The sequence below is a fragment of the Bacillus silvicola genome (assembly GCF_050524305.1).
GTDB classification, from domain to species: domain Bacteria; phylum Bacillota; class Bacilli; order Bacillales; family Bacillaceae_G; genus Bacillus_A; species Bacillus_A cereus_AT.
Genome location: NZ_JBNGVC010000001.1, coordinates 140,294 through 161,196, shown reverse-complemented (window position 1 = coordinate 161,196; position 20,903 = coordinate 140,294). Strand labels below are relative to the sequence as shown.

Sequence of the window (20,903 nt, the reverse complement as noted above, 5' to 3'; positions counted from 1 at the left end):
TTGCGAGTGAAAACATACAAAAAAGAAAGGGAATTTGATTCGCCTTTCTTTTTTTGTATGCCAATCAAGTTTAAATTTTAGTGTAGCGGTAAGAATTTTTAATATAGGTATTATGATAATAACTTTTAGAATGTGCGTTTAATAAACCGGTGTAAATGCTTTCTGGTACGTTAAAGAAATCATACATACCATTCTTTAGTTGAATACGTAAAATCATAGAAAAAGGATTATAGCCAACAGCAACTATATTTTTTGAGATAACGGGAGAGAGCTTCATCAATACGCAACTCCTTATTTTTCATTTTAGATGGTTTCTTGTAGATAAGGGGATTGTCGTGTTGAAATCCTAATAATTAAAGAGGTATTATATTTATATGCAATATATCAAATGTTCTTTATACGTAATTATAAGGAAGTTCACACGAAGTACATATCGTTGTGCTATTTTTATTTCACCTTTGATTTATAAATAAGAAAATATTGACCATTTGAAAAAAAGGTATATTATGTATACGAGGTGTTAAAAATTCACTTCTTACATTCTATGCTTTAAGGGGTAGCATTATTAGAAAAAATAGAAGTGAAAATAGTTTGTATAAGAAGTATTCTGAAATTTATAATCTGCGAATTGGGAAAACATTGAATGCTCCAGGTCAATATACTTTCTTGACTAAATGTATTTGTGAAAGTGACCTCAATATTTTTAAGTAAATCAACGGGAGAATTGAAAGGCAGGAGAAAGTAACATGTCAGAAAATTATCGTTCTCGAGAGGAGAGACGACAAGTTCAAAAGAAAAAACAGCCAGCTTCTGAAAACACAAAGCCAAAAGGTAAAACATCGTTTTTCCGTAAATTTTTAATCAGTTGTTTACTACTTGGTATTGTAGGTTTAGTGGCAGGGGTTACTACCTTTTTCGTTATGATAAAGGATGCACCAAAACTTGAGAAATCAAAACTTGTTAATCCGTTATCCTCAAAAATTTATGATAAAGACGGGAATTTGGTATATGAATATGGGAAAGAAAAGCGCACGAATGTTACGTATGATCAAATTCCAAAATTAGTAGAAAATGCATTTTTAGCAACAGAAGATGCACGTTTTTACGAGCATAGCGGGGTAGACTTTAAAGGTACTGCCCGTGCGGTTTTAGTCAGTCTTAAAGGAGATTATGGCTCTCAAGGTGGAAGTACGATAACGCAGCAAGTTATTAAAAATTACTTCTTATCGATGGAAAAAACATCAAAGCGTAAGGTTCAGGAAATATATTTAGCGTATAAGCTAGAACAACAATATTCAAAACATGAAATATTAGAGATGTATTTAAATAAAATTAATTTAGGTAACCGTTCATATGGAATCGCAACAGCAGCACAAAACTACTATGGTAAAGAATTGAAAGATTTAACATTACCAGAAGTTGCGATGCTTGCCGGTTTACCGAAAGCACCGAATAACTATGACCCAACGAAAAAAGAAAATGTTCAAAGGGCAACAGAAAGAAGAAATACTGTACTAAACTTAATGAATCGACATGGTTATATTACAAAGGCAGAAATGGAAGAAGCATCGAAAGTTCCAGTAACAGATGGGCTTAAGCCTGCAACTGAACAACAAACAATGCCATATACTGCATTTATGGATGCGGTTGTGAAAGAAGTAGAAAAAGAATTACCAGATGCTAATATTGGTTCTGATGGTTTAGAAATTTATACGACATTAGATCCAAAAGCACAGAAATTGGCTGATAATATTTTAAATACAAATATTATTGATTATCCAAATGATAAATTCCAAGGTGCTTTCACATTTATGGATACAAAAACAGGGGAAGTTCGCGCTATAGGTAGTGGTCGTGGCGAAAATAAAGCTGTATTTAAAGGTCATAATATGGCGATTGAATTAGATCGTGCAGCTGGTTCAACGATGAAGCCAATTTTTGACTATGCTCCTGCAATTGAATATTTAAAATGGGCTACGTACCATCAAATTGATGACTCTCCGTTTAAGTACTCAGATGGTCAAGAAGTTCGAAATGCAGACAGAAGTTATTCAGGCCCAATTTCAATGCGTGATGCATTAAAAATGTCACGTAACATCCCGGCTATTAAAACAGCGAAAGAGGTAGGGATTAGTAAATCGAAAGGATTCTCAGAGAAATTAGGGATTACATTTAATGCAGCACCGACTGAATCAACAGCTATTGGTACAAATGAAGTGTCACCAACTGAAATTGCAGGTGCTTATGCGGCATTTGGTAATGATGGTAAGTATACGAAGCCGCATTTTGTTAAGAAAGTAGTTTATCCAGACGGCAAGTCACAAAGTTTTGGACAAAAACCAAAACAAGTTATGGCCGATTCTACAGCATATATGATTACTGATATGCTTCGTTCTGTCGTTACATCAGGTACCGGTACAGCGGCAAATGTGGCCTCTTTAGATGTAGCTGGTAAAACAGGTACAACAAACTATGCTTCAAAACAATTAGCACAATATAAAATTCCAGAAAGTGCAACTCGGGATAGTTGGTTTGCAGGATATACACCGCAGTATACGATGGCAGTATGGACTGGATATATGAAAGATAGTAAAGACGATTACATTAGTAGTAAAAATACGAAAATTGCACAGTTGATCTTTAAAGAAATGATGAGCGAGATGGCTACAGATAAATCACGCTTTAAAATGCCAAGTAGTGTTATTCAAGAAGGTAGTGAGTTACGTATAAAAGGTGAAAAACGTGATTCATCTCCAAATACGAGCGTACCGGATACAACGGAACAACCAAAACAAGACCAACAGCAAAAAACTGAAGAAGAGAAAAATTCAGAGGAATTAAAGAAACAGGAAGAACTTAAGAAACAAGAAGAGCAAAAGAAGCAAGATGAACTTAAGAAGCAGGAAGAACAAAAGAAACAAGATGAACAGAATAAGCAAAATGAACAAAACAATGGAAATGGTCAAGGAACTCCAAATCCACCTAACAATGGAAATGGTCAAGGAACTCCAAATCCACCAACCACTGGAGGTGGCCAAGGAACTCCAAATCCGCCAACCACTGGAGGTGGCCAAGGAACTCCAAATCCACCAACCACTGGAGATGGCCAAGGAACTCCAAATCCGCCAACCACTGGAGGTGGCCAAGGAACTCCAAATCCACCAACCACTGGAGGTGGCCAAGAGACTCCAACCCCACCAACTACTGGCGGGAACACAGGAGAGGCTCCTTCCAATAATGGACAATAAATAATGCATTTAAAAAGCACCAAAGGTACCGGAAAAAACGGTTTCTTTGGTGCTTTTTGTATTATAAAGAGTAATATTATTTTTAAATGTTAAAAGTACCATAGAAATTTTGAAAGTAAATTGACGGGAAATGATAAAAAAATTGAGTTGGAGGTATTGGATAACTAGGGCTATAAAAAGTAGCACTACTAGGATGTGTACCATGATGCCAAAATGAAGGGGTGACTTGGTCAGTCAATTGATATTGTTGCCAAACGGCAGGAAGTTCGATACCAACATCAGAACTAGCTGTATGAATGGCAGGAACATGTATTGAGGGAACTGATGGGACAACGGCGGTTATTCTTGGTGATACCCACATGAAAACGATCACTCCTAAGTTTCAATGATAAAGTAGTATATTCTTTTAATGCTTATAAAGGTACATATAGATAGGACTTTCGGTTAAAACATACGTACAAAGTCGTAAGACCAATGTGAATTGATGGTGGACCATTTATTGCGAAAAGATACGTCTAATAGCGGAGGGAAAAGGAATATGAAACATATACAATGGATGTGTTGATCGTAATATTTTACGTGTTTATGGAGGAATTTTAATGGAACGATTATGGACGAAATCATTTATTCAAATGACTATCGCGATGTTATTTTTATTTACAGGGTTTTATTTACTAGTTCCAACGCTACCGCTCTTTATTAAAGAGATTGGTGGAAATGAATCACAAGTTGGACTGATGATGGGAATGTTTACAATAGCTGCAGTTGTAATACGACCGATTATTGGAGGAATGTTAGATCAATATGGTAGAAGATCTTTTATTATTTTCGGACTCATATTTTTTGGGATAACGATGTATTCGTATAATTTAGCATCGACTATTGTCCTTTTAGCTGTTTTACGCGTTATTCACGGAGTGACGTAGGCTGTTTCTACAACAGCAGTTGGAACAGCGATAACTGATATTATTCCAGATTCACGTCGTGGTGAAGGAATGGGCTGGTATGGCATGGCGATGACAATCGCGATGGCAATTGGCCCGATGATTGGATTATGGGTTGTACAAAATTATTCATTTCATGGTCTATTCTTGTTAGCGACTCTTTTATCCTTTATGGCAGTCGTATTATCGTTAATAACGAAAATGCCATTCACGCCACAAAAAGAAAAAGGGAAAATTCAGCTGTTTGAAAAATCCGTTTTATCAATAACGATTGTTGTTTTCTTTTTATCATTTGCATATGGAGGAATAACAACATTTTTACCGTTATTCGCTTCATCAATTGATGTGAATCCTGGGACATTCTTTCTTGTATATGCAATTGCTTTAACAATTGTAAGACCTATTTCAGGAAAACTATTAGATAAATATGGAGAAGTTTTTATCATACTTCCGGCACTATGTATTACTATTTTAGCGATAGTTGTACTAACGATTTCAAATGGTTTGACAGGTGTAATGATTGCAGCGGCATTATATGGTGTTGGATTCGGTTCAGCACAGCCCGCTTTACAAGCAGCGATGCTGACAATTGTTGATCCTAGTAAAAGAGGAGTTGCTAACGCTTCATTCTTTACCGCTTTTGATTTAGGGATTGGATTAGGTGCGATTTTACTTGGAGTTGTTTCACAAATGTTTGGTTACCGTATTTTATTCGCAGGTAGTGCAATTTCAGGATTAATAGCTTTAATTATATTTGTCATTTTTGTAAAACAACGATTAGGCAAAAAAGATTTTGCGTAAACAGGAAGAGCGAAGGTGAAAATTTCAATTGAACATGACGCTCGACGATGCTTTAAGGAAGAATTGCGTATAAAGTATAATGAATCAATTTGATTTATCCCGCTATTTGCGAGCAGTAAGACCTCCACCTCAAAATTCAGCAAATACAAGGAAGTTAGGCAGGAGATCAACTGCTCGTAAATGCCCGATTGGTGTGGGCTAATAATCAGTAGGGGATGAACAAAACCCCACTGATCAAAGTTTCACTTTATAGTAAGATACGGAGGGAATAGTGCAATTCATCCAGGATACTCTTTAGGAATTGTTTCTGAGAAACCAGTTCGGGAAATAGTGTCAGTTGAGAAAGACGGTATTTTATTTTTATAGATTTTGATAATCTTTCGTACTTTTAAAACTATGATTTAGTTGTCAGCTATCGTAAAGAAACGGAAGAAATTTAATTTAATTATGTAAAATAATAACTTTATTAAAAATAAATAAATTTTATATAAGAATTATATTTATAGGAATGTGAAATAAATATTATCAAAAACGAGCTGTGTATGAGTGCAGCTCGTTTTTTTATATTTGTTAAATAAAAAGAGATTAAAGGTATATTTAGTGGGATTATATGGATAATTGTTATATTTCGTTTTAGAAAATTGTAAAAAGATGTCTGTACTTTTTTATAAAATATGAAAGTTATTTTTGGAAAATTGTATTATTACATCGGTAAAAGTATAGGAAACTTATCATTATAAAATAAATTGAAATCTTCTAAAAACTCTGATACATTGAAATAGAAATGTAGTTTCAATGTATTGTAAAGGCTTACAGTTATGTGCACGAAGATCTATTAGGATTGGAGGAAATAATGATGAAAGCTGAAGAAAAATTTTCCCCGGGATTAGATGGTATAGTGGCAGCGGAGACGAAGATCTCGTTTCTTGACACAGTGAAAGGTGAAATTGTAATTCAAGGGTATGATTTAATCGAACTCTCAAAAACAAAAGAGTATTTAGACATTGTGCACCTTTTATTAGAAGAACAGCTACCGAATGAAGATGAAAAAGCAACAATTGAAAAGAAATTAAAAGAAGAATATGCAGTGCCAGAAGGTGTATTCAACGTGCTAAAGGCATTACCTAAGGAAACGCATCCTATGGATGGGTTACGTACAGGTGTATCTGCATTAGCTGGTTACGATAGTGATATCGAAAACCGCTCGTTAGAAGTGAATAGAAGTAGAGGGTACAAGCTTTTAAGTAAAGTGCCAAATATTGTAGCGAATAGCTATCATATTTTAAATAATGAGGAGCCAATTCAGCCCCTTCAGGAATTGTCATATAGTGCGAATTTCTTCTATATGTTAACGGGTAAAAAACCAACTGAACTTGAGGAAAAGATCTTTGATCGTTCCCTTGTTTTATATAGTGAACATGAAATGCCAAACTCTACATTTACAGCTCGCGTAATTGCATCAACACAATCGGATTTATATGGTGCTCTAACAGGTGCAGTGGCATCTTTAAAAGGAAGCTTACATGGCGGTGCAAATGAAGCGGTTATGTACATGCTTTTAGAAGCTGGAAATGTTGAGAAATTTGAAGAATTATTACAGAAGAAACTTTATAACAAAGAAAAAATTATGGGCTTTGGACACCGTGTTTACATGAAGAAGATGGATCCAAGAGCACTTATGATGAAGGAAGCTTTAAAACAGCTTTGTGATGTAAAAGGTGATTATACACTATATGAAATGTGTGAAGCCGGAGAGAAAATTATGGAGAAGGAAAAAGGTATTTATCCGAATCTTGATTATTACGCAGCTCCAGTATATTGGATGCTTGGTATTCCGATTCAACTTTACACACCAATCTTCTTTAGCTCTAGAACAGTAGGACTATGTGCGCACGTTATTGAGCAACATGCGAATAATCGTTTGTTCCGTCCACGTGTAAATTATATAGGCGAGCGACATGCATTTAGTAAATAAAAACAACTGGGGAGTTGTTAGCACCGCCCGCCGGATGGGTGTTTGACCGACACCCATCATTAATAATAACGAATTTTCGACAGAAAGGGAAGATTAGCATGATTAAAACAAATGAAATTAAACAAAAAGATGCATTATTAGAAGAAATTACGGACTATGTATTAAATAAAGAGGTTACAAGTACAGAAGCATTCAGTACGGCTCGCTACGTATTACTTGACACGCTTGGATGCGGAATTTTAGCATTGCAATATCCAGAGTGTACGAAATTATTAGGGCCAGTTGTACCGGGAACGATCGTGCCAAACGGTACACGTGTACCAGGTACGTCATATGTACTTGATCCAGTAAAAGGTGCATTTAATATCGGATGTATGATCCGTTGGTTAGACTATAACGATACTTGGCTTGCAGCAGAGTGGGGACATCCATCTGATAACTTAGGCGGAATTTTAGCAGTTGCAGATTATATTAGCCGTGTTCGCATTTCAGAGGGAAAAGAACCATTAAAAGTACGTGAAGTACTAGAAATGATGATTAAAGCACATGAAATTCAAGGCGTGCTTGCTTTAGAAAACAGCTTAAACCGCGTTGGACTTGACCATGTATTATACGTAAAAGTAGCAACAACTGCTGTAGTTGCGAAAATGCTTGGCGGAACACGTGACGAAATCTTTAATGCATTATCACATGCGTGGATTGATAATTCTAGTCTTCGTACATATCGTCATGCTCCAAATACTGGCTCACGTAAATCATGGGCAGCAGGTGATGCGACGAGTCGCGGTGTTCATCTTGCAATGACTGCTCTAAAAGGTGAAATGGGTTATCCAACAGCATTATCTGCGCCAGGATGGGGATTCCAAGATGTATTATTTAACAAGCAAGAATTAAAATTAGCTAGACCATTAGAGTCTTATGTAATGGAAAATGTATTATTTAAAGTATCATACCCAGCAGAATTCCATGCACAAACAGCTGCAGAATGTGCAGTGAAGTTACATCCGGAAATTAAAGAAAGATTAGATGAAATTGATCGTATTACAATTACAACTCATGAATCAGCAATTCGTATTATCGATAAAGAAGGTCCATTAAATAACCCAGCTGATCGTGATCATTGTTTACAATACATTACGGCAATTGGTTTATTAAAAGGAGATATCGTTGCGGACGATTATGAGGATGTAGTAGCAAATGATCCACGTGTAGATGAATTACGTAATAAGATGGTTGTTGTTGAAAACAAACAGTACAGTTTAGATTATCTTGAGCCGAACAAGCGCTCAATCGCCAACGCTGTTCAAGTTCACTTTAAAGATGGTACTGTAACAGAAAATGTGGAATGTGAATACCCACTTGGTCACCGTTTCCGTAGAGACGAAGCGATTCCAAAAGTTGTTCAAAAATTCACTGCAAATATGGCAGGTCATTATTCTAGTAAGCAACAAGAACAAATTCATGAAGTTTGTTTAAATGAAGAAAAACTAGAAAATATGAATGTAAACGAATTTGTAGATCTATTTTTAATTTAATAATAGGGGGAATTTAGAATGGCTTGGGTTGTGAATAAACAGTCAACACAAGAGGAGCTTGCGAATCGCCTTCGAATTTTAGTAGAAGCAAATGAAATTTTGCAAATTCCAGGTGCTCATGATGCAATGGCGGCTCTTGTTGCGAAAAATACAGGTTTTTCGGCTCTTTATTTATCGGGAGCTGCTTACACTGCAAGTAAAGGTCTACCAGATTTAGGTATCGTGACTTCTACTGAAGTAGCAGAGAGAGCAAGAGATCTAGTAAGAGCTACAGATTTACCAGTTCTTGTTGACATTGATACAGGATTTGGTGGAGTATTAAACGTAGCGAGAACAGCTGTAGAAATGGTAGAAGCGAAAGTAGCAGCTGTTCAAATTGAAGATCAACAATTACCAAAGAAATGTGGACATTTAAATGGTAAGAAACTTGTTACTACAGAGGAATTAGTTCAAAAAATTAAAGCGATTAAAGAAGTTGCGCCGAGCTTATACATTGTAGCACGCACAGATGCTCGCGGTGTAGAAGGATTAGATGCAGCGATTGAAAGAGCAAACGCATATGTAAAAGCAGGGGCAGATGCGATTTTCCCTGAAGCGCTTCAATCAGAAGAGGAATTCCGTCTATTTAATAGTAAAGTAAATGCACCTTTATTAGCGAATATGACTGAATTCGGAAAGACTCCATATTATAGTGCAGAAGAATTTGCAAATATGGGCTTCCAAATGGTTATTTATCCTGTAACTTCACTTCGCGTTGCAGCGAAAGCGTATGAGAATGTATTTACTTTAATTAAGGAAACAGGTTCTCAAAAAGATGCACTTTCTAATATGCAAACGAGAAGTGAGCTATATGAAACAATTTCATATCATGACTTTGAAGAATTAGATACTGGAATTGCAAAAACAGTATTATCAGAGGATCAATAGATAAAACAACTGAGGCGATGAGAATACATCTTTGGCAAAACGAACTGCTTGATGTGAAAAATCATCGCCTTCTGTTTTCAATAATAAGATATTCCACTCATCGTAGACGAGCATAAGCAAAAAAGCTATGAAAGCCGAATGATAGGGGGATACATATGGAAAAAACGAAGTTACCATGGGATGAATTTTTTTCACTCAATAAAGATATGAATCATACTTACTTTACACCAGAAGATTTTTCAGGTGATGAAGATTTAATTGCAAAAACGACAGAACAATTCGTTAAACAAGAAATTGTCCCACAAATTGAAAACATTGAAAAACATAACTATAACGTTTCTCGTCAATTATTTGAGAAAGCTGGGGAACTTGGATTATTAGGCATTGAGGTACCAGAAGATTATGGCGGGTTCGAGTTAGGGAAGGCAGTTTCAGGGCTTGTAGCAGAAAAAATGGGTTACGCTGGTGCATTTAGCGTTTCATTTAATATACACGCAGGTGTAGGTACATTGCCTTACATATATTACGGAACGAAAGAACAAAAAGAAAAGTATTTGCCGAAAATCGCGTCAGGAGAATGGATTGGTGCTTATGCTTTAACTGAGCCAAATGCTGGTTCTGATGCATTAAGTGCAAAAACGAGTGCAGTATTGAATGAAGATGGTACAGCTTGGAAGTTAAATGGTGAGAAGCAGTGGATTACAAATGCTCATATGGCAGATGTATACGTTGTTTTTGCGAAGACAAATAAAGGAATGACAGCGTTTATTGTCGAAAGAACATGTGAAGGTGTATCAATAGGATTAGAAGAAAAGAAGATGGGGATAAAAGGTTCTTCAACGGCGACACTTATTTTAGAAGATGTTGTTATCCCTGCTGAAAATGTTTTAGGGGAAGTTGGAAAAGGGCATCACGTAGCTCTTAATATTCTTAACTTTGCTAGATTGAAACTTGCTTTTGGAAATATTGGAACAGCAAAACAAGCAATCGGTTTGTCAGTTCAATATGGAAAAGAGCGAAAACAGTTCCAAACGGAATTAGTAGACTTTACGATGATTCAAGAGAAAATTGCAAATATGATCATTGCTACATATGGAGCGGAAAGTGCAGCTTACCGTACAGCAGGTGTAATTGATGAAGCAATTCATGAGAGTGAAGAAGATCTTATGAAAAAAATGTCCCAATTTGCAATTGAATGTGCACTTAATAAAGTAAACGCTTCTGAAACACTTGCTTATATCGTAGATGAAGCGGTACAAATTCATGGTGGTTACGGCTATATGCAAGAATACGAAGTAGAACGATTATATCGTGATGCTAGAATTAGTCGTATTTTTGAAGGAACGAATGAAATTAATAGATTAACAGTAGCTAAAATGTTAATGAAGCAAATCGAACAAATAGAAAATACTGAAGTAGAAATTGATGTAGCAAATGTAGAAAGAAACCATCGCTACATTTTATTAGCGAAAAAATTGTTGAAACAATCTTTGAAAACGCTCTCTAAAACTCCAGGCCTAAAAATCGATCAAGAGCAAGAATATTCACGTGTATTATCAAATATGTTGACGGACGTGTACGTCATGGAATCAGCATTTTTACGTACGAGTAAAGCAATTAGTAAAAATGGTGAAGAAAAAGAGCGTACAAAACAAATGATAACTGATGTTATTTGTGAAGAAGGCTATCGTAAAGTAGAAGAAGCAGCAATTTCTATACTTTCAGCGGCTGTCACAGAAGAAAAAGATAGACACGTAATTTTAGCTGAAATCCGTCAATTATTAGTGCCTTTATACACGAACGTATTTACGAAAAAGAGAGAAATTGCGAAAGTTATTATAAATCGTGGAAAATATATTGTGTAAATAGGAGGAAAGCGATATGAAAAAGATTGGTTTTATCGGCTTAGGTAACATGGGTCTTCCGATGTCTAAAAATTTAGTTAAATCAGGTTACACAGTATATGGTGTGGACTTAAACAAAGAGGCTGAAGCTTCCTTCGAAAAAGAAGGGGGAGTTATCGGTTTATCAATCTCGAAATTAGCAGAAACATGCGATGTGATTTTTACAAGTTTACCTTCACCTCGTGCGGTTGAAGCGGTATATTTTGGGGAAGAAGGATTATTTGAAAGTAGCCACTCGGACGTAGTTTTAATTGATACAAGTACTGTATCTCCACAGTTAAACAAACAGTTAGAGGAATCGGCGAAGGAAAAGAAAGTAGACTTTTTAGCAGCACCAGTTAGCGGTGGTGTAATTGGAGCAGAAAATCGTACATTAACGTTTATGGTTGGTGGATCAAAAGAGGTATATGATAAAACTGAATCTATCATGGAAGTGTTAGGAGCGAATATTTTCCATGTTAGTGAACAAATTGATAGCGGTACGACTGTTAAATTAATTAACAATCTATTAATTGGTTTTTATACAGCTGGTGTTAGTGAAGCTTTAACGTTAGCGAAAAAGAACAATATGGATTTAGATAAAATGTTTGATATTTTAAATGTAAGTTACGGTCAAAGTAGAATTTATGAGCGTAATTATAAAAGTTTCATTGCATCAGAAAACTACGAGCCAGGCTTTACTGTGAATTTATTGAAGAAAGATTTGGGGTTTGCAGTTGATTTAGCTAAGGAAGGTGAACTCCACTTACCAGTAAGCGAAATGCTATTAAACGTATATGAAGAAGCGAGTAAAGCAGGATTTGGTGAAAACGATATGGCTGCTTTATATAAGAAAGTTAGCGAACAATTAATTTCTAATCAAAAATAATAGACTTATATACATCATAAAAAGGGAGAGAATATAATGATTACAACTGAAATTAAACGAGTAAAAAATCATATTAATGGTGAGTGGGTTGAATCAACAGGTACGGAAGTAGAAGCAGTTCCGAATCCAGCGACTGGAAAAATTATTGCTTACGTTCCACTATCTCCAAAAGAGGATGTTGAAAAGGCTGTTGAAGCTGCAAAAGCGGCATACGAAAAATGGTCTAAAGTACCAGTTCCGAATCGTTCAAGACAATTATATAAATATTTACAGCTTTTACAAGAAAACAAAGATGAGCTTGCAAAAATCATTACACTTGAAAACGGTAAAACACTAACGGATGCAACTGGTGAAGTGCAGCGTGGTATTGAAGCAGTAGAACTTGCAACATCAGCACCAAATTTAATGATGGGACAAGCTCTTCCGAATATTGCTAGCGGAATTGATGGGTCGATTTGGCGCTATCCAATCGGTGTTGTTGCTGGTATTACACCGTTTAACTTCCCAATGATGATTCCATTATGGATGTTCCCACTTGCAATTGCTTGCGGTAATACATTCGTATTAAAAACATCTGAAAGAACGCCACTTTTAGCAGAGCGACTTGTAGAGTTATTCTATGAAGCTGGTTTCCCAAAAGGTGTATTAAATTTAGTACAAGGCGGAAAAGATGTTGTAAATAGCATTTTAGAAAATAAAGATATTCAAGCTGTTTCATTCGTTGGATCTGAGCCGGTAGCTCGTTACGTATATGAAACAGGTACGAAACATGGAAAACGTGTACAAGCGTTAGCAGGTGCGAAAAACCATGCGATTGTAATGCCAGATTGCAATCTTGAAAAAACAGTACAAGGTGTAATTGGATCTGCGTTTGCAAGTAGTGGAGAGCGCTGCATGGCATGTTCTGTTGTAGCAGTAGTAGATGAAATTGCTGATGAATTCATCGATGTACTAGTAGCAGAGACGAAAAAGCTAAAAGTAGGTGACGGTTTCAACGAAGATAATTACGTTGGACCATTAATCCGTGAATCTCATAAAGAACGTGTTTTAGGCTATATTAATAGTGGTGTAGCAGATGGAGCAACTTTACTAGTAGATGGCCGTAAAATCAATGAAGAAGTTGGGGAAGGTTACTTTGTTGGTGCAACGATCTTTGATGGTGTAAATCAAGAAATGAAAATTTGGCAAGATGAAATTTTCGCTCCAGTATTAAGTGTTGTAAGAGTTAAAGATCTAGAAGAAGGTATCAAACTGACAAATCAATCGAAATTTGCGAATGGTGCTGTTATTTATACTTCAAATGGTAAGCATGCACAAACATTCCGTGATAACATCGATGCTGGTATGATCGGTGTAAACGTTAATGTTCCAGCACCAATGGCATTCTTCGCATTTGCAGGAAACAAAGCTTCATTCTTTGGAGATCTTGGTACAAATGGTACGGATGGCGTTCAATTTTATACACGCAAAAAAGTCGTAACTGAGCGTTGGTTTTAAGAAATAGTATGTAAGTTGTTACATGTAAAAACCACTCTAAAGAGTGGTTTTTTATTGTGTATTAATTATTTCTTTCAAAGGCTAACTTAATACCAAATCCAATTAAGACGAGTCCTGTAACCCCTTGAATATAACGCTGTGTCTTTGGTTTTTTCATAAAAGCACTAATTTTATCAATTAAAAATATATAAAAAGCAAACCAAATGACTGTTAAAATGAGATAAGTAAGTCCCATAACGAGAAGTTGTATAAATGTATTATGATTTGGGTTTAAAAACTGTGGTAAAAAAGTTAAAAAGAAAACTGCAACCTTAGGGTTTAGTAAATTTGTAAGAAACCCTTGGCGAAAGCAAGAAGTATGTTTATTGTCATTATTTATTGGAACATCATTTGTATTTAAGTCTTCTGTGTTTCTTACTGCTAAAAGGGCTTTAATACCAATATAGACTAAATATACAGCACCAACATATTTAAAAATAGAAAATAAAAGAGCAGACTTTACAATAAGTGCTGAAAGACCAATTACAGCAGCTAAAGTGTGAATTAAAAGCGCAACACAAGTACCAAAAACAGTTTTTACGCCGCCGATTTTGCCAGCAACCAATGTGTTTTTCGTAGCCATTGCTGTATCAGGACCGGGTAGAATAATAAGACATATAGACATAATAATAAACAAAAAATAATTTTCCATAATGTTATCCGCCTTCCTTTGTTGTTTTTAGAAAATTCGATTAACGTTAGTTTAACATACATTGTAGTTTAATAAAATTAAATTATATTTAAAATTATTTAACTAAAAAGAAGAGGTCATATAGAGTAGCTGAGAGTAAGCTACAATATATGGCCTCGTTGTTTAGGCGTTAAGTAAGTTAAAGAAACGATTTACATCTTCTTCTGAAACATCACTTAATTGTTTATATTTATAATTTGGATTTTGATCTTTATCAACTACAACGGAGCGTACTCCTTCAAAGAAATCTTCATGTCGCATGAAGTTTTTAGCGAGTATAAGGTCTGTCGCGAAACACTCTTCAACTGACTTTTCTTGGCCATCGATAAACTGTTTTAATGTTACTTTTAATGAAACAGGGGATTTTGATAATAGCTTTTCTTTCGTTGCTTGGGCAAAGGAGCTTGGATCTTTCTCTAACGATTGAATGATTCCCTCAATTGTATCGAATGCAAAATGCGAATTAATTTCTTCTAATGAAGAAGAAAGATTGCCATCTAAGTTTGGAGTAGTTGCAAATGTACGAATAACTTCTTTTAAATGAGTATGTACATCTTCTTTATTCCAATTTACATTTTCAAGTGCGGTAAGGAAATTTGGTAATGAATCTGATGTCATAAAATAATCAGCAGCGTTTATATATAATACATCAGGAGCTTTTAAAATGGATGCTGTTAAAGCGACATATCGGCCAGTAGATCCTGGAGCTTTATTTAAGAAATAAGCAGCACCGACATCTGGAAAGAAACCGATGTTCATTTCAGGCATTGCCCACTTCGTACGCTCTGTTACTATTCGATATTTAGCTCCATTTGTCAGACCAACACCACCGCCCATTACGATTCCATCTAAACAAGCGATAATTGGTTTTTTATATTGATAAATAAATGTATCAATTTCATATTCTTCTTCAAAAAATTGTTCTGCATGCTGTAATGCAATCTCATTTGAACGTGCTTCGTATAGCGTTTTAATGTCGCCACCTGCACAAAAACCTTTCGTTCCAGCTCCTTTTAAAACGATAACTGTAATCTGATCATCTTGTTCCCATTCTTTAAGTTTTTGCCCAATTGGTTTTAACATGTCATAGGATAAAGAATTAAGTGCTTTTGGACGGTTTAAAGTAATAAATGCAACGCCGTTTTCGCTAACAGAAAATAAAACGTGTTCAGTCATTATAAATCCTCCCTTACATATCTTCCTATTCTTATTTCTTGATACATGATGAAATGTCCTTTATAAATTTGTCTAATATTGGCGCTATAAGGATTAATATGTACTACGCATATTTTGACGAGTTATATTTGCAGGATTCTGAAGAATGAAGAGGAATATTACAACATTACTGTAAGCGCAATTATTTGGAATTATAGTGTTGAAGGCGCTATTATATGTATAACTTATATTGAGTTATTATGCGTGGCGTAACAATCTATTAAAGAGTGGATGTAGAAAAGATCAAAAAGCTGAATTGTCTAACTTTTAAAGACAGTGGGGTTTGTATATAATTAGAAATAGAGAAAGGAGAGATCGGAATGCCAGGACCTTTACTATTGTCGGTAATTATTTTGTCATCTCTTATGGTAGGAATTACACAGTATTTTCATCATACAGATACGACAGAAGAAGTGAAGGATAAGGTGCGTCTCGTGTTTCCGATTTTTATAATATCTATTTCCATATGTTTTTTACTCAATAAAGATGGGTATGTAGTGGCCGTATTTGCGTTTTTTGTAGCGATTGTCTTAATAACTGTATTGTACTATGTTATGAAAGAGTACTTACAAAAATAAGGATGCCTGAATGGCATTTTTATTTTTGTAGATTGAAAATTTCACATACCGTATTTTATGTAAAAAACATAAAATATTAATAATTAAAAAAGTATGTACATCGCGGTGTATTTACTTGTCAATCTTGCATGACCACTATACTATTAAAATGTAGAGATTAGAAAAAAGGGGTTGTATCTAGTATGAAATTTGAGATGCACACAAAAATTATTTCAAATGAAAAAGAAGTAAGATTACATATAGAAGATAATTTATTCCAATTAAATTTAGATGGTTATCATCTATTTACTGTTCAAGAAATATTGCCTTTATATAAATCAAACGAAGAAAGAATCGGTAGTGCAATTGTCCAAAAGTTAGAATGGGAGAACGGAAAAACTACACTAAACTATCAGCTCGTTTCACTACAATCAGTAAACTAAAAGGAGAAGGATAATATGAAGTTTTTTCATACAGCGGATTGGCATTTAGGTAAGCTTGTTCATGGTGTATATATGACTGAAGATCAAAAAATTGTGTTAGATCAGTTTGTACAAGCTGTTGAAGAAGAAAAACCGGATGCTGTAATTATTGCAGGAGATTTATATGACCGAGCAATTCCACCTACAGAAGCAGTAGACTTATTAAATGATGTATTACAAAAGATAGTTATTGAGTTACAAACACCAGTAATCGCAGTTGCAGGAAACCACGATAGTCCGGACCGTATACATTTTGGTAGTAATTTAATGAAAAAACAAGGATTACATATTGTTGGACAATTTCAGTTTCCATATAATCCTGTTGTTTTAAATGATGAATACGGAGAGGTTCATTTCCATCTCATTCCGTATGCGGATCCAAGTATTGTTAGACATATATTGAAAAATGAAGATGTTCGTTCTCATGATGATGCGATGCGTATTTTTATGAATGAACTTTCTGAAACGATGGATAAAGAAGCGAGACATGTATTTGTAGGACATGCATTTGTAACTTCTTCAGGAGAGGCAGAGGAAAATACAAGTGATGCGGAACGACCACTTTCAATTGGTGGAGCTGAATATGTAAATAGCCATTATTTTGATAAGTTTCATTACACGGCGCTTGGTCATTTACATCAAGCGCATTTTGTACGTAATGAGACAATTCGTTATTCAGGTTCGCCACTCGCCTATTCTATCTCTGAAGAAAAACATAAAAAAGGATATTATATTGTGGAACTGGATGAAAATGGTGAAACAACAATTGAAAAGCGTTTACTTACACCACGTCGTAAAATGCGTACAGTAGAAGCGAAAATAGATGATTTATTGCATCATCCATTAAATGAGGATTATGTATTTGTGAAATTATTAGACGAAAATCCAGTCTTGCAGCCAATGGAAAAAATACGTTCTGTATACCCAAATGCAATGCATGTTGAAAGATCTATTCAAAGACGAGAGTTCACAGATGAAAATGAAGTAACTATTTCAAGACATAAAACGGATGATTTATCACTTTTAAAAGCCTTTTATAAAGAAATGAAAGGGTTAGAGTTATCAGCAGAGAAAGAACGTCTATTTATAGAGGTATTACAAACAGTGCAAGAACGGGAAGGTGAACGAGGATGAGACCGATTCAGCTAATTATGACAGCATTTGGACCCTATAAACAGAAAGAAGTAATTGATTTTGATGATCTTGGAGAGCATCGTATCTTCGCCATTTCTGGTAATACAGGGGCCGGAAAAACAACGATTTTTGATGCGATTTGTTACGTATTATATGGAGAAGCTAGTGGAGAAGAGCGTAGTGATACAAGCATGCTTCGTAGTCAATTTGCTGATGATAATATTTATACAAGTGTGGAATTAACCTTTCAATTAAAAGGGAAAAGATATGAAATAAAACGACAACTTGGTCATAAAAAACAAGGGAATAAAACAATTACAGGACATGCAGTTGAATTATATGAAGTAATTAATGAAGAAAAGGTTCCTTGTGTTGATCGTTTTCATGTAACGGATGTAAATAATAAAATTGAAGATTTAATTGGATTAAGTAAACATCAGTTTAGCCAAATAGTAATGTTACCGCAAGGAGAGTTCCGAAAACTATTAACGTCTGAAACAGAAAATAAAGAAGAGATTTTACGTCGTATTTTTAAAACAGATCGTTATAAGTTAATGCGTGAGTTACTAGACCAAAAACGGAAACAATGGAAAGACGTCTTACAAGAAAAACAAAAAGAACGAGAGCTATATTTCCGTAATGTTTTTAAATTACCAATACGTGATGGAGCATTGTTAGAGACATTAATAGAGCAAGAGCATGTAAATACACATCAAGTTGTAGAGGCATTAGAACAAGAAACAATTTGCTACAATGCAGAGGTTGAGCAATTACACATAGAACAAAATGACAAAGCAAAACAATTAAAAGAAGCAGCGGCACATTTTCATACAGCAAAAGCTGTAAATGAGAAATTCAAAGATTTAGCACAAAAGAATGAGAAATACAGTATTTTACAAGAAAACCGTGCAGTAATCGAAATGAAAGAAAAATCTTTTAAACATGCGGAACAGGCGAAGCGATTATTACCATTTGAGCAATGGTATGAGGAAGCGATGCAACATGAACAGAAGTCTGAAGGTTTGTTAAAACAGATAATCGCAAAAAAAGAACATATAATGAACAGTTTTGAAGTTGCTCAGGATAAATATGAAGCATTAAAGAATAAGGCATCTGAGCGAGAAAACGCTAAAAAACAAGTTCAAAGACTAGAAGAGTTACAACCAATTATTGCATCATTGGCTGAGAAAAAGTTAAATTTGCAAAATGCTGAAATTCAAATAGGGAATTTAAAAGAAGGTATGCAAAAGTTAGATGAACAACTAGAAGTGCATACAAATGAAAAACAAAGAATGTCTGACGAATTACAGCAATTAGAAATAGCGCTTGAACAATATGTAGCTAAAGTAGAAGAACTAACGAATATGCGAGAAGATGCAAAAGTATTAAAGCAGGCATATGATGTATGGCAAGAAAAACAAAAATACGAGCAAGAAAAAGAAATTGCGTTTCATAAGATGCAACTGGCAGTTAGTGCGTATGAAAATATGGAACGCCGCTGGTTAAGTGAACAAGCTGGTATATTGGCTCTTCATTTACATGATGGTGAATCTTGTCCAGTATGTGGTAGTATGGATCATCCGAAAAAAGCTACAGAGCAAAGTAATGCAATTGATGAAAAAGAGTTAAATGGGTTAAGAGAAAAGAAAAACGTTGCGGAAAAATCGCATGTTCAATTAGAAGAAAAGTGGAATTTCTATCGAGTTCAATATGAACAAGTGATAGAAGAAGTGTTAAAGCGAGGCTATCGCGCAGAAGAATTAGTAGAAACGTATAGGGCGCTCGTTCAAAAAGGAAAGCAATTAGCAGCAGAAGTTAATGCGTTAAAAGCAAGTGAAGAAACGCGTAAGCAAATTGCTGTGAATATAAAAAACGTAGAAGAAAAAGTAGAAGAACTCCAGAAACAAAAGCGTGAAGTAGAAACAATACAGCACCGTACTGAAATGGAATGTATGCAGCTTCGTACGTCATATGAACATGATAAGCAAAATATTCCGGAAAGCTTGCAAACGGTACAAGCTTGGAAAGTACAGTTTGACCAAGCTCTGCAAGAACTAAGGTTAATGGAAGATGAATGGGAGAAAGTACAAGAAGCGTATCAACATTGGCAAAATGAAAATATACGTATTCAAGCAGAACATGATAGTGCTTCTAATCAATTTAATAGTGCAAAAGAGAAGAAAGAAGAGACTTTCACACGCTTTATGAAAGAGCTAGAACAAAGTGGATTTACAGATCAATTAACATATACAGCAGCTAAATTAAATGGTGCTGAGATGGATAAGTTACAACAAGAAATCCAAAGTTACTACGCGTCTCTAGAAGTACTTACAAAACAAATTGAAGAATTAAAGGTAGAATTAAAAGATAAAGAGTATATGGACATTTCTTCATTAGATGAGCAAGTGAAGGAATTGGAAATTAACCTTGATATTATTAAAGAAAAACGACAACGTGCTCATAATGCCGTAGCATATATTACGGATTTACATGAAAACATTAAACGAATTGATGAACAAATTCATGAGGAAGAAAAAGCATTCCAAGAACTTGTTGATTTATATGAAGTAATGAAAGGGGATAACGATAGTCGTATATCCTTTGAACGTTACATCTTAATTGAGTATCTAGAACAAATCGTTCAAATCGCAAACGAACGATTACGTAAATTATCAAATGGACAATTTTATTTAAAACGAAGTGAGCGAGTTGAAAAGAGAAACCGTCAAAGTGGATTAGGCTTAGATGTATATGACGCATACACAGGTCAAACCCGAGATGTAAAAACATTATCTGGCGGTGAGAAATTTAACGCATCACTTTGCTTAGCACTTGGAATGGCAGACGTAATCCAAGCATATGAAGGTGGTATTTCCATCGAAACGATGTTTATCGATGAAGGATTCGGCTCATTAGATGAAGAGTCATTAACGAAGGCGGTTGACACCCTAATTGACTTACAAAAATCAGGCCGCTTTATCGGTGTAATTTCACACGTTCAAGAACTGAAAAATGCAATGCCAGCTGTATTAGAAGTAACGAAGCAGAAGGATGGGTGTAGTCAGACGAGGTTTGTGGTGAAGTAA

Annotated in this window: 15 protein-coding genes and 1 pseudogene; 12 read left to right on the top strand and 4 right to left on the bottom strand. The window is 35.1% G+C overall.

What is annotated here, in order from left to right:
- Window positions 1-70: 70 nt before the first annotated feature.
- Window positions 71-277, bottom strand: coding sequence for a KTSC domain-containing protein (locus ACP6L7_RS00800; protein WP_000777813.1), 207 nt, complete (start codon window positions 275-277; stop codon window positions 71-73).
- Window positions 278-746: 469 nt separating this feature from the next.
- Here ACP6L7_RS00800 and ACP6L7_RS00795 point away from each other — a divergent pair, with 469 nt between their 5' ends.
- Complete coding sequence (locus tag ACP6L7_RS00795) at window positions 747-3,248, top strand: PBP1A family penicillin-binding protein (RefSeq protein ID WP_097832005.1); 2,502 nt, start codon at window positions 747-749, stop codon at window positions 3,246-3,248.
- An 82-nt stretch (window positions 3,249-3,330) separates the two neighbouring features.
- Here the strand turns inward: ACP6L7_RS00795 and ACP6L7_RS00790 are convergent, their stop codons facing one another.
- Entirely contained in the window at window positions 3,331-3,609 is a 279-nt protein-coding gene (locus tag ACP6L7_RS00790; protein ID WP_097832006.1) for a hypothetical protein, read from the bottom strand.
- A gap of 238 nt (window positions 3,610-3,847) precedes the next feature.
- On the opposite strand from ACP6L7_RS00790, the pseudogene ACP6L7_RS00785 reads away from it, so the two are divergent.
- The 7 genes and pseudogenes from ACP6L7_RS00785 (at window position 3,848) to ACP6L7_RS00755 (ending at window position 13,699) form a co-directional block, all read left to right on the top strand.
- A pseudogene (locus tag ACP6L7_RS00785) lies at window positions 3,848-4,993 on the top strand (MFS transporter).
- Between the two features lie 853 nt (window positions 4,994-5,846).
- A complete protein-coding gene (gene mmgD, locus ACP6L7_RS00780; RefSeq protein WP_141533481.1) occupies window positions 5,847-6,968 on the top strand; it encodes a citrate synthase in 1,122 nt (373 codons plus the stop codon).
- 98 nt (window positions 6,969-7,066) lie between these two features.
- Entirely contained in the window at window positions 7,067-8,503 is a 1,437-nt protein-coding gene (gene prpD / locus ACP6L7_RS00775) for a 2-methylcitrate dehydratase (RefSeq protein ID WP_097832008.1), read from the top strand.
- 18 nt (window positions 8,504-8,521) lie between these two features.
- Window positions 8,522-9,430 (top strand): methylisocitrate lyase, encoded by a 909-nt coding sequence (prpB, locus tag ACP6L7_RS00770; protein WP_098361824.1) that lies wholly within the window; start codon window positions 8,522-8,524, stop codon window positions 9,428-9,430.
- Window positions 9,431-9,585: 155 nt separating this feature from the next.
- Complete coding sequence (locus ACP6L7_RS00765; protein WP_097832011.1) at window positions 9,586-11,295, top strand: acyl-CoA dehydrogenase FadE; 1,710 nt, start codon at window positions 9,586-9,588, stop codon at window positions 11,293-11,295.
- Window positions 11,296-11,311: 16 nt separating this feature from the next.
- Window positions 11,312-12,202, top strand: a complete 891-nt coding sequence (locus tag ACP6L7_RS00760; protein ID WP_097832012.1) for an NAD(P)-dependent oxidoreductase — start codon at window positions 11,312-11,314, stop codon at window positions 12,200-12,202.
- A 36-nt stretch (window positions 12,203-12,238) separates the two neighbouring features.
- Window positions 12,239-13,699, top strand: a complete 1,461-nt coding sequence (locus tag ACP6L7_RS00755; RefSeq protein ID WP_097832013.1) for a CoA-acylating methylmalonate-semialdehyde dehydrogenase — start codon at window positions 12,239-12,241, stop codon at window positions 13,697-13,699.
- 61 nt (window positions 13,700-13,760) lie between these two features.
- Here the strand turns inward: ACP6L7_RS00755 and ACP6L7_RS00750 are convergent, their stop codons facing one another.
- Both ACP6L7_RS00750 and ACP6L7_RS00745 read right to left on the bottom strand, forming a co-directional pair.
- Window positions 13,761-14,393, bottom strand: coding sequence for a LysE family translocator (locus ACP6L7_RS00750; RefSeq protein ID WP_097832014.1), 633 nt, complete (start codon window positions 14,391-14,393; stop codon window positions 13,761-13,763).
- A gap of 159 nt (window positions 14,394-14,552) precedes the next feature.
- The gene (locus tag ACP6L7_RS00745; RefSeq protein ID WP_097832015.1) at window positions 14,553-15,605 is read right to left on the bottom strand and encodes an enoyl-CoA hydratase/isomerase family protein; all 1,053 of its coding nucleotides are present in this window, start codon (window positions 15,603-15,605) and stop codon (window positions 14,553-14,555) included.
- 359 nt (window positions 15,606-15,964) lie between these two features.
- Here ACP6L7_RS00745 and ACP6L7_RS00740 point away from each other — a divergent pair, with 359 nt between their 5' ends.
- From ACP6L7_RS00740 to ACP6L7_RS00725, 4 genes are all read left to right on the top strand, one after another.
- Window positions 15,965-16,222 (top strand): hypothetical protein, encoded by a 258-nt coding sequence (locus ACP6L7_RS00740; protein ID WP_001119412.1) that lies wholly within the window; start codon window positions 15,965-15,967, stop codon window positions 16,220-16,222.
- 182 nt (window positions 16,223-16,404) lie between these two features.
- A complete protein-coding gene (locus ACP6L7_RS00735) occupies window positions 16,405-16,644 on the top strand; it encodes a DUF2584 family protein (protein WP_000667340.1) in 240 nt (79 codons plus the stop codon).
- A gap of 15 nt (window positions 16,645-16,659) precedes the next feature.
- A complete protein-coding gene (locus ACP6L7_RS00730) occupies window positions 16,660-17,817 on the top strand; it encodes an exonuclease SbcCD subunit D (RefSeq protein WP_097832016.1) in 1,158 nt (385 codons plus the stop codon).
- A complete protein-coding gene (locus tag ACP6L7_RS00725; protein ID WP_097832017.1) occupies window positions 17,814-20,903 on the top strand; it encodes an AAA family ATPase in 3,090 nt (1,029 codons plus the stop codon). The genes ACP6L7_RS00730 and ACP6L7_RS00725 overlap by 4 nt, the downstream gene beginning before the upstream one ends.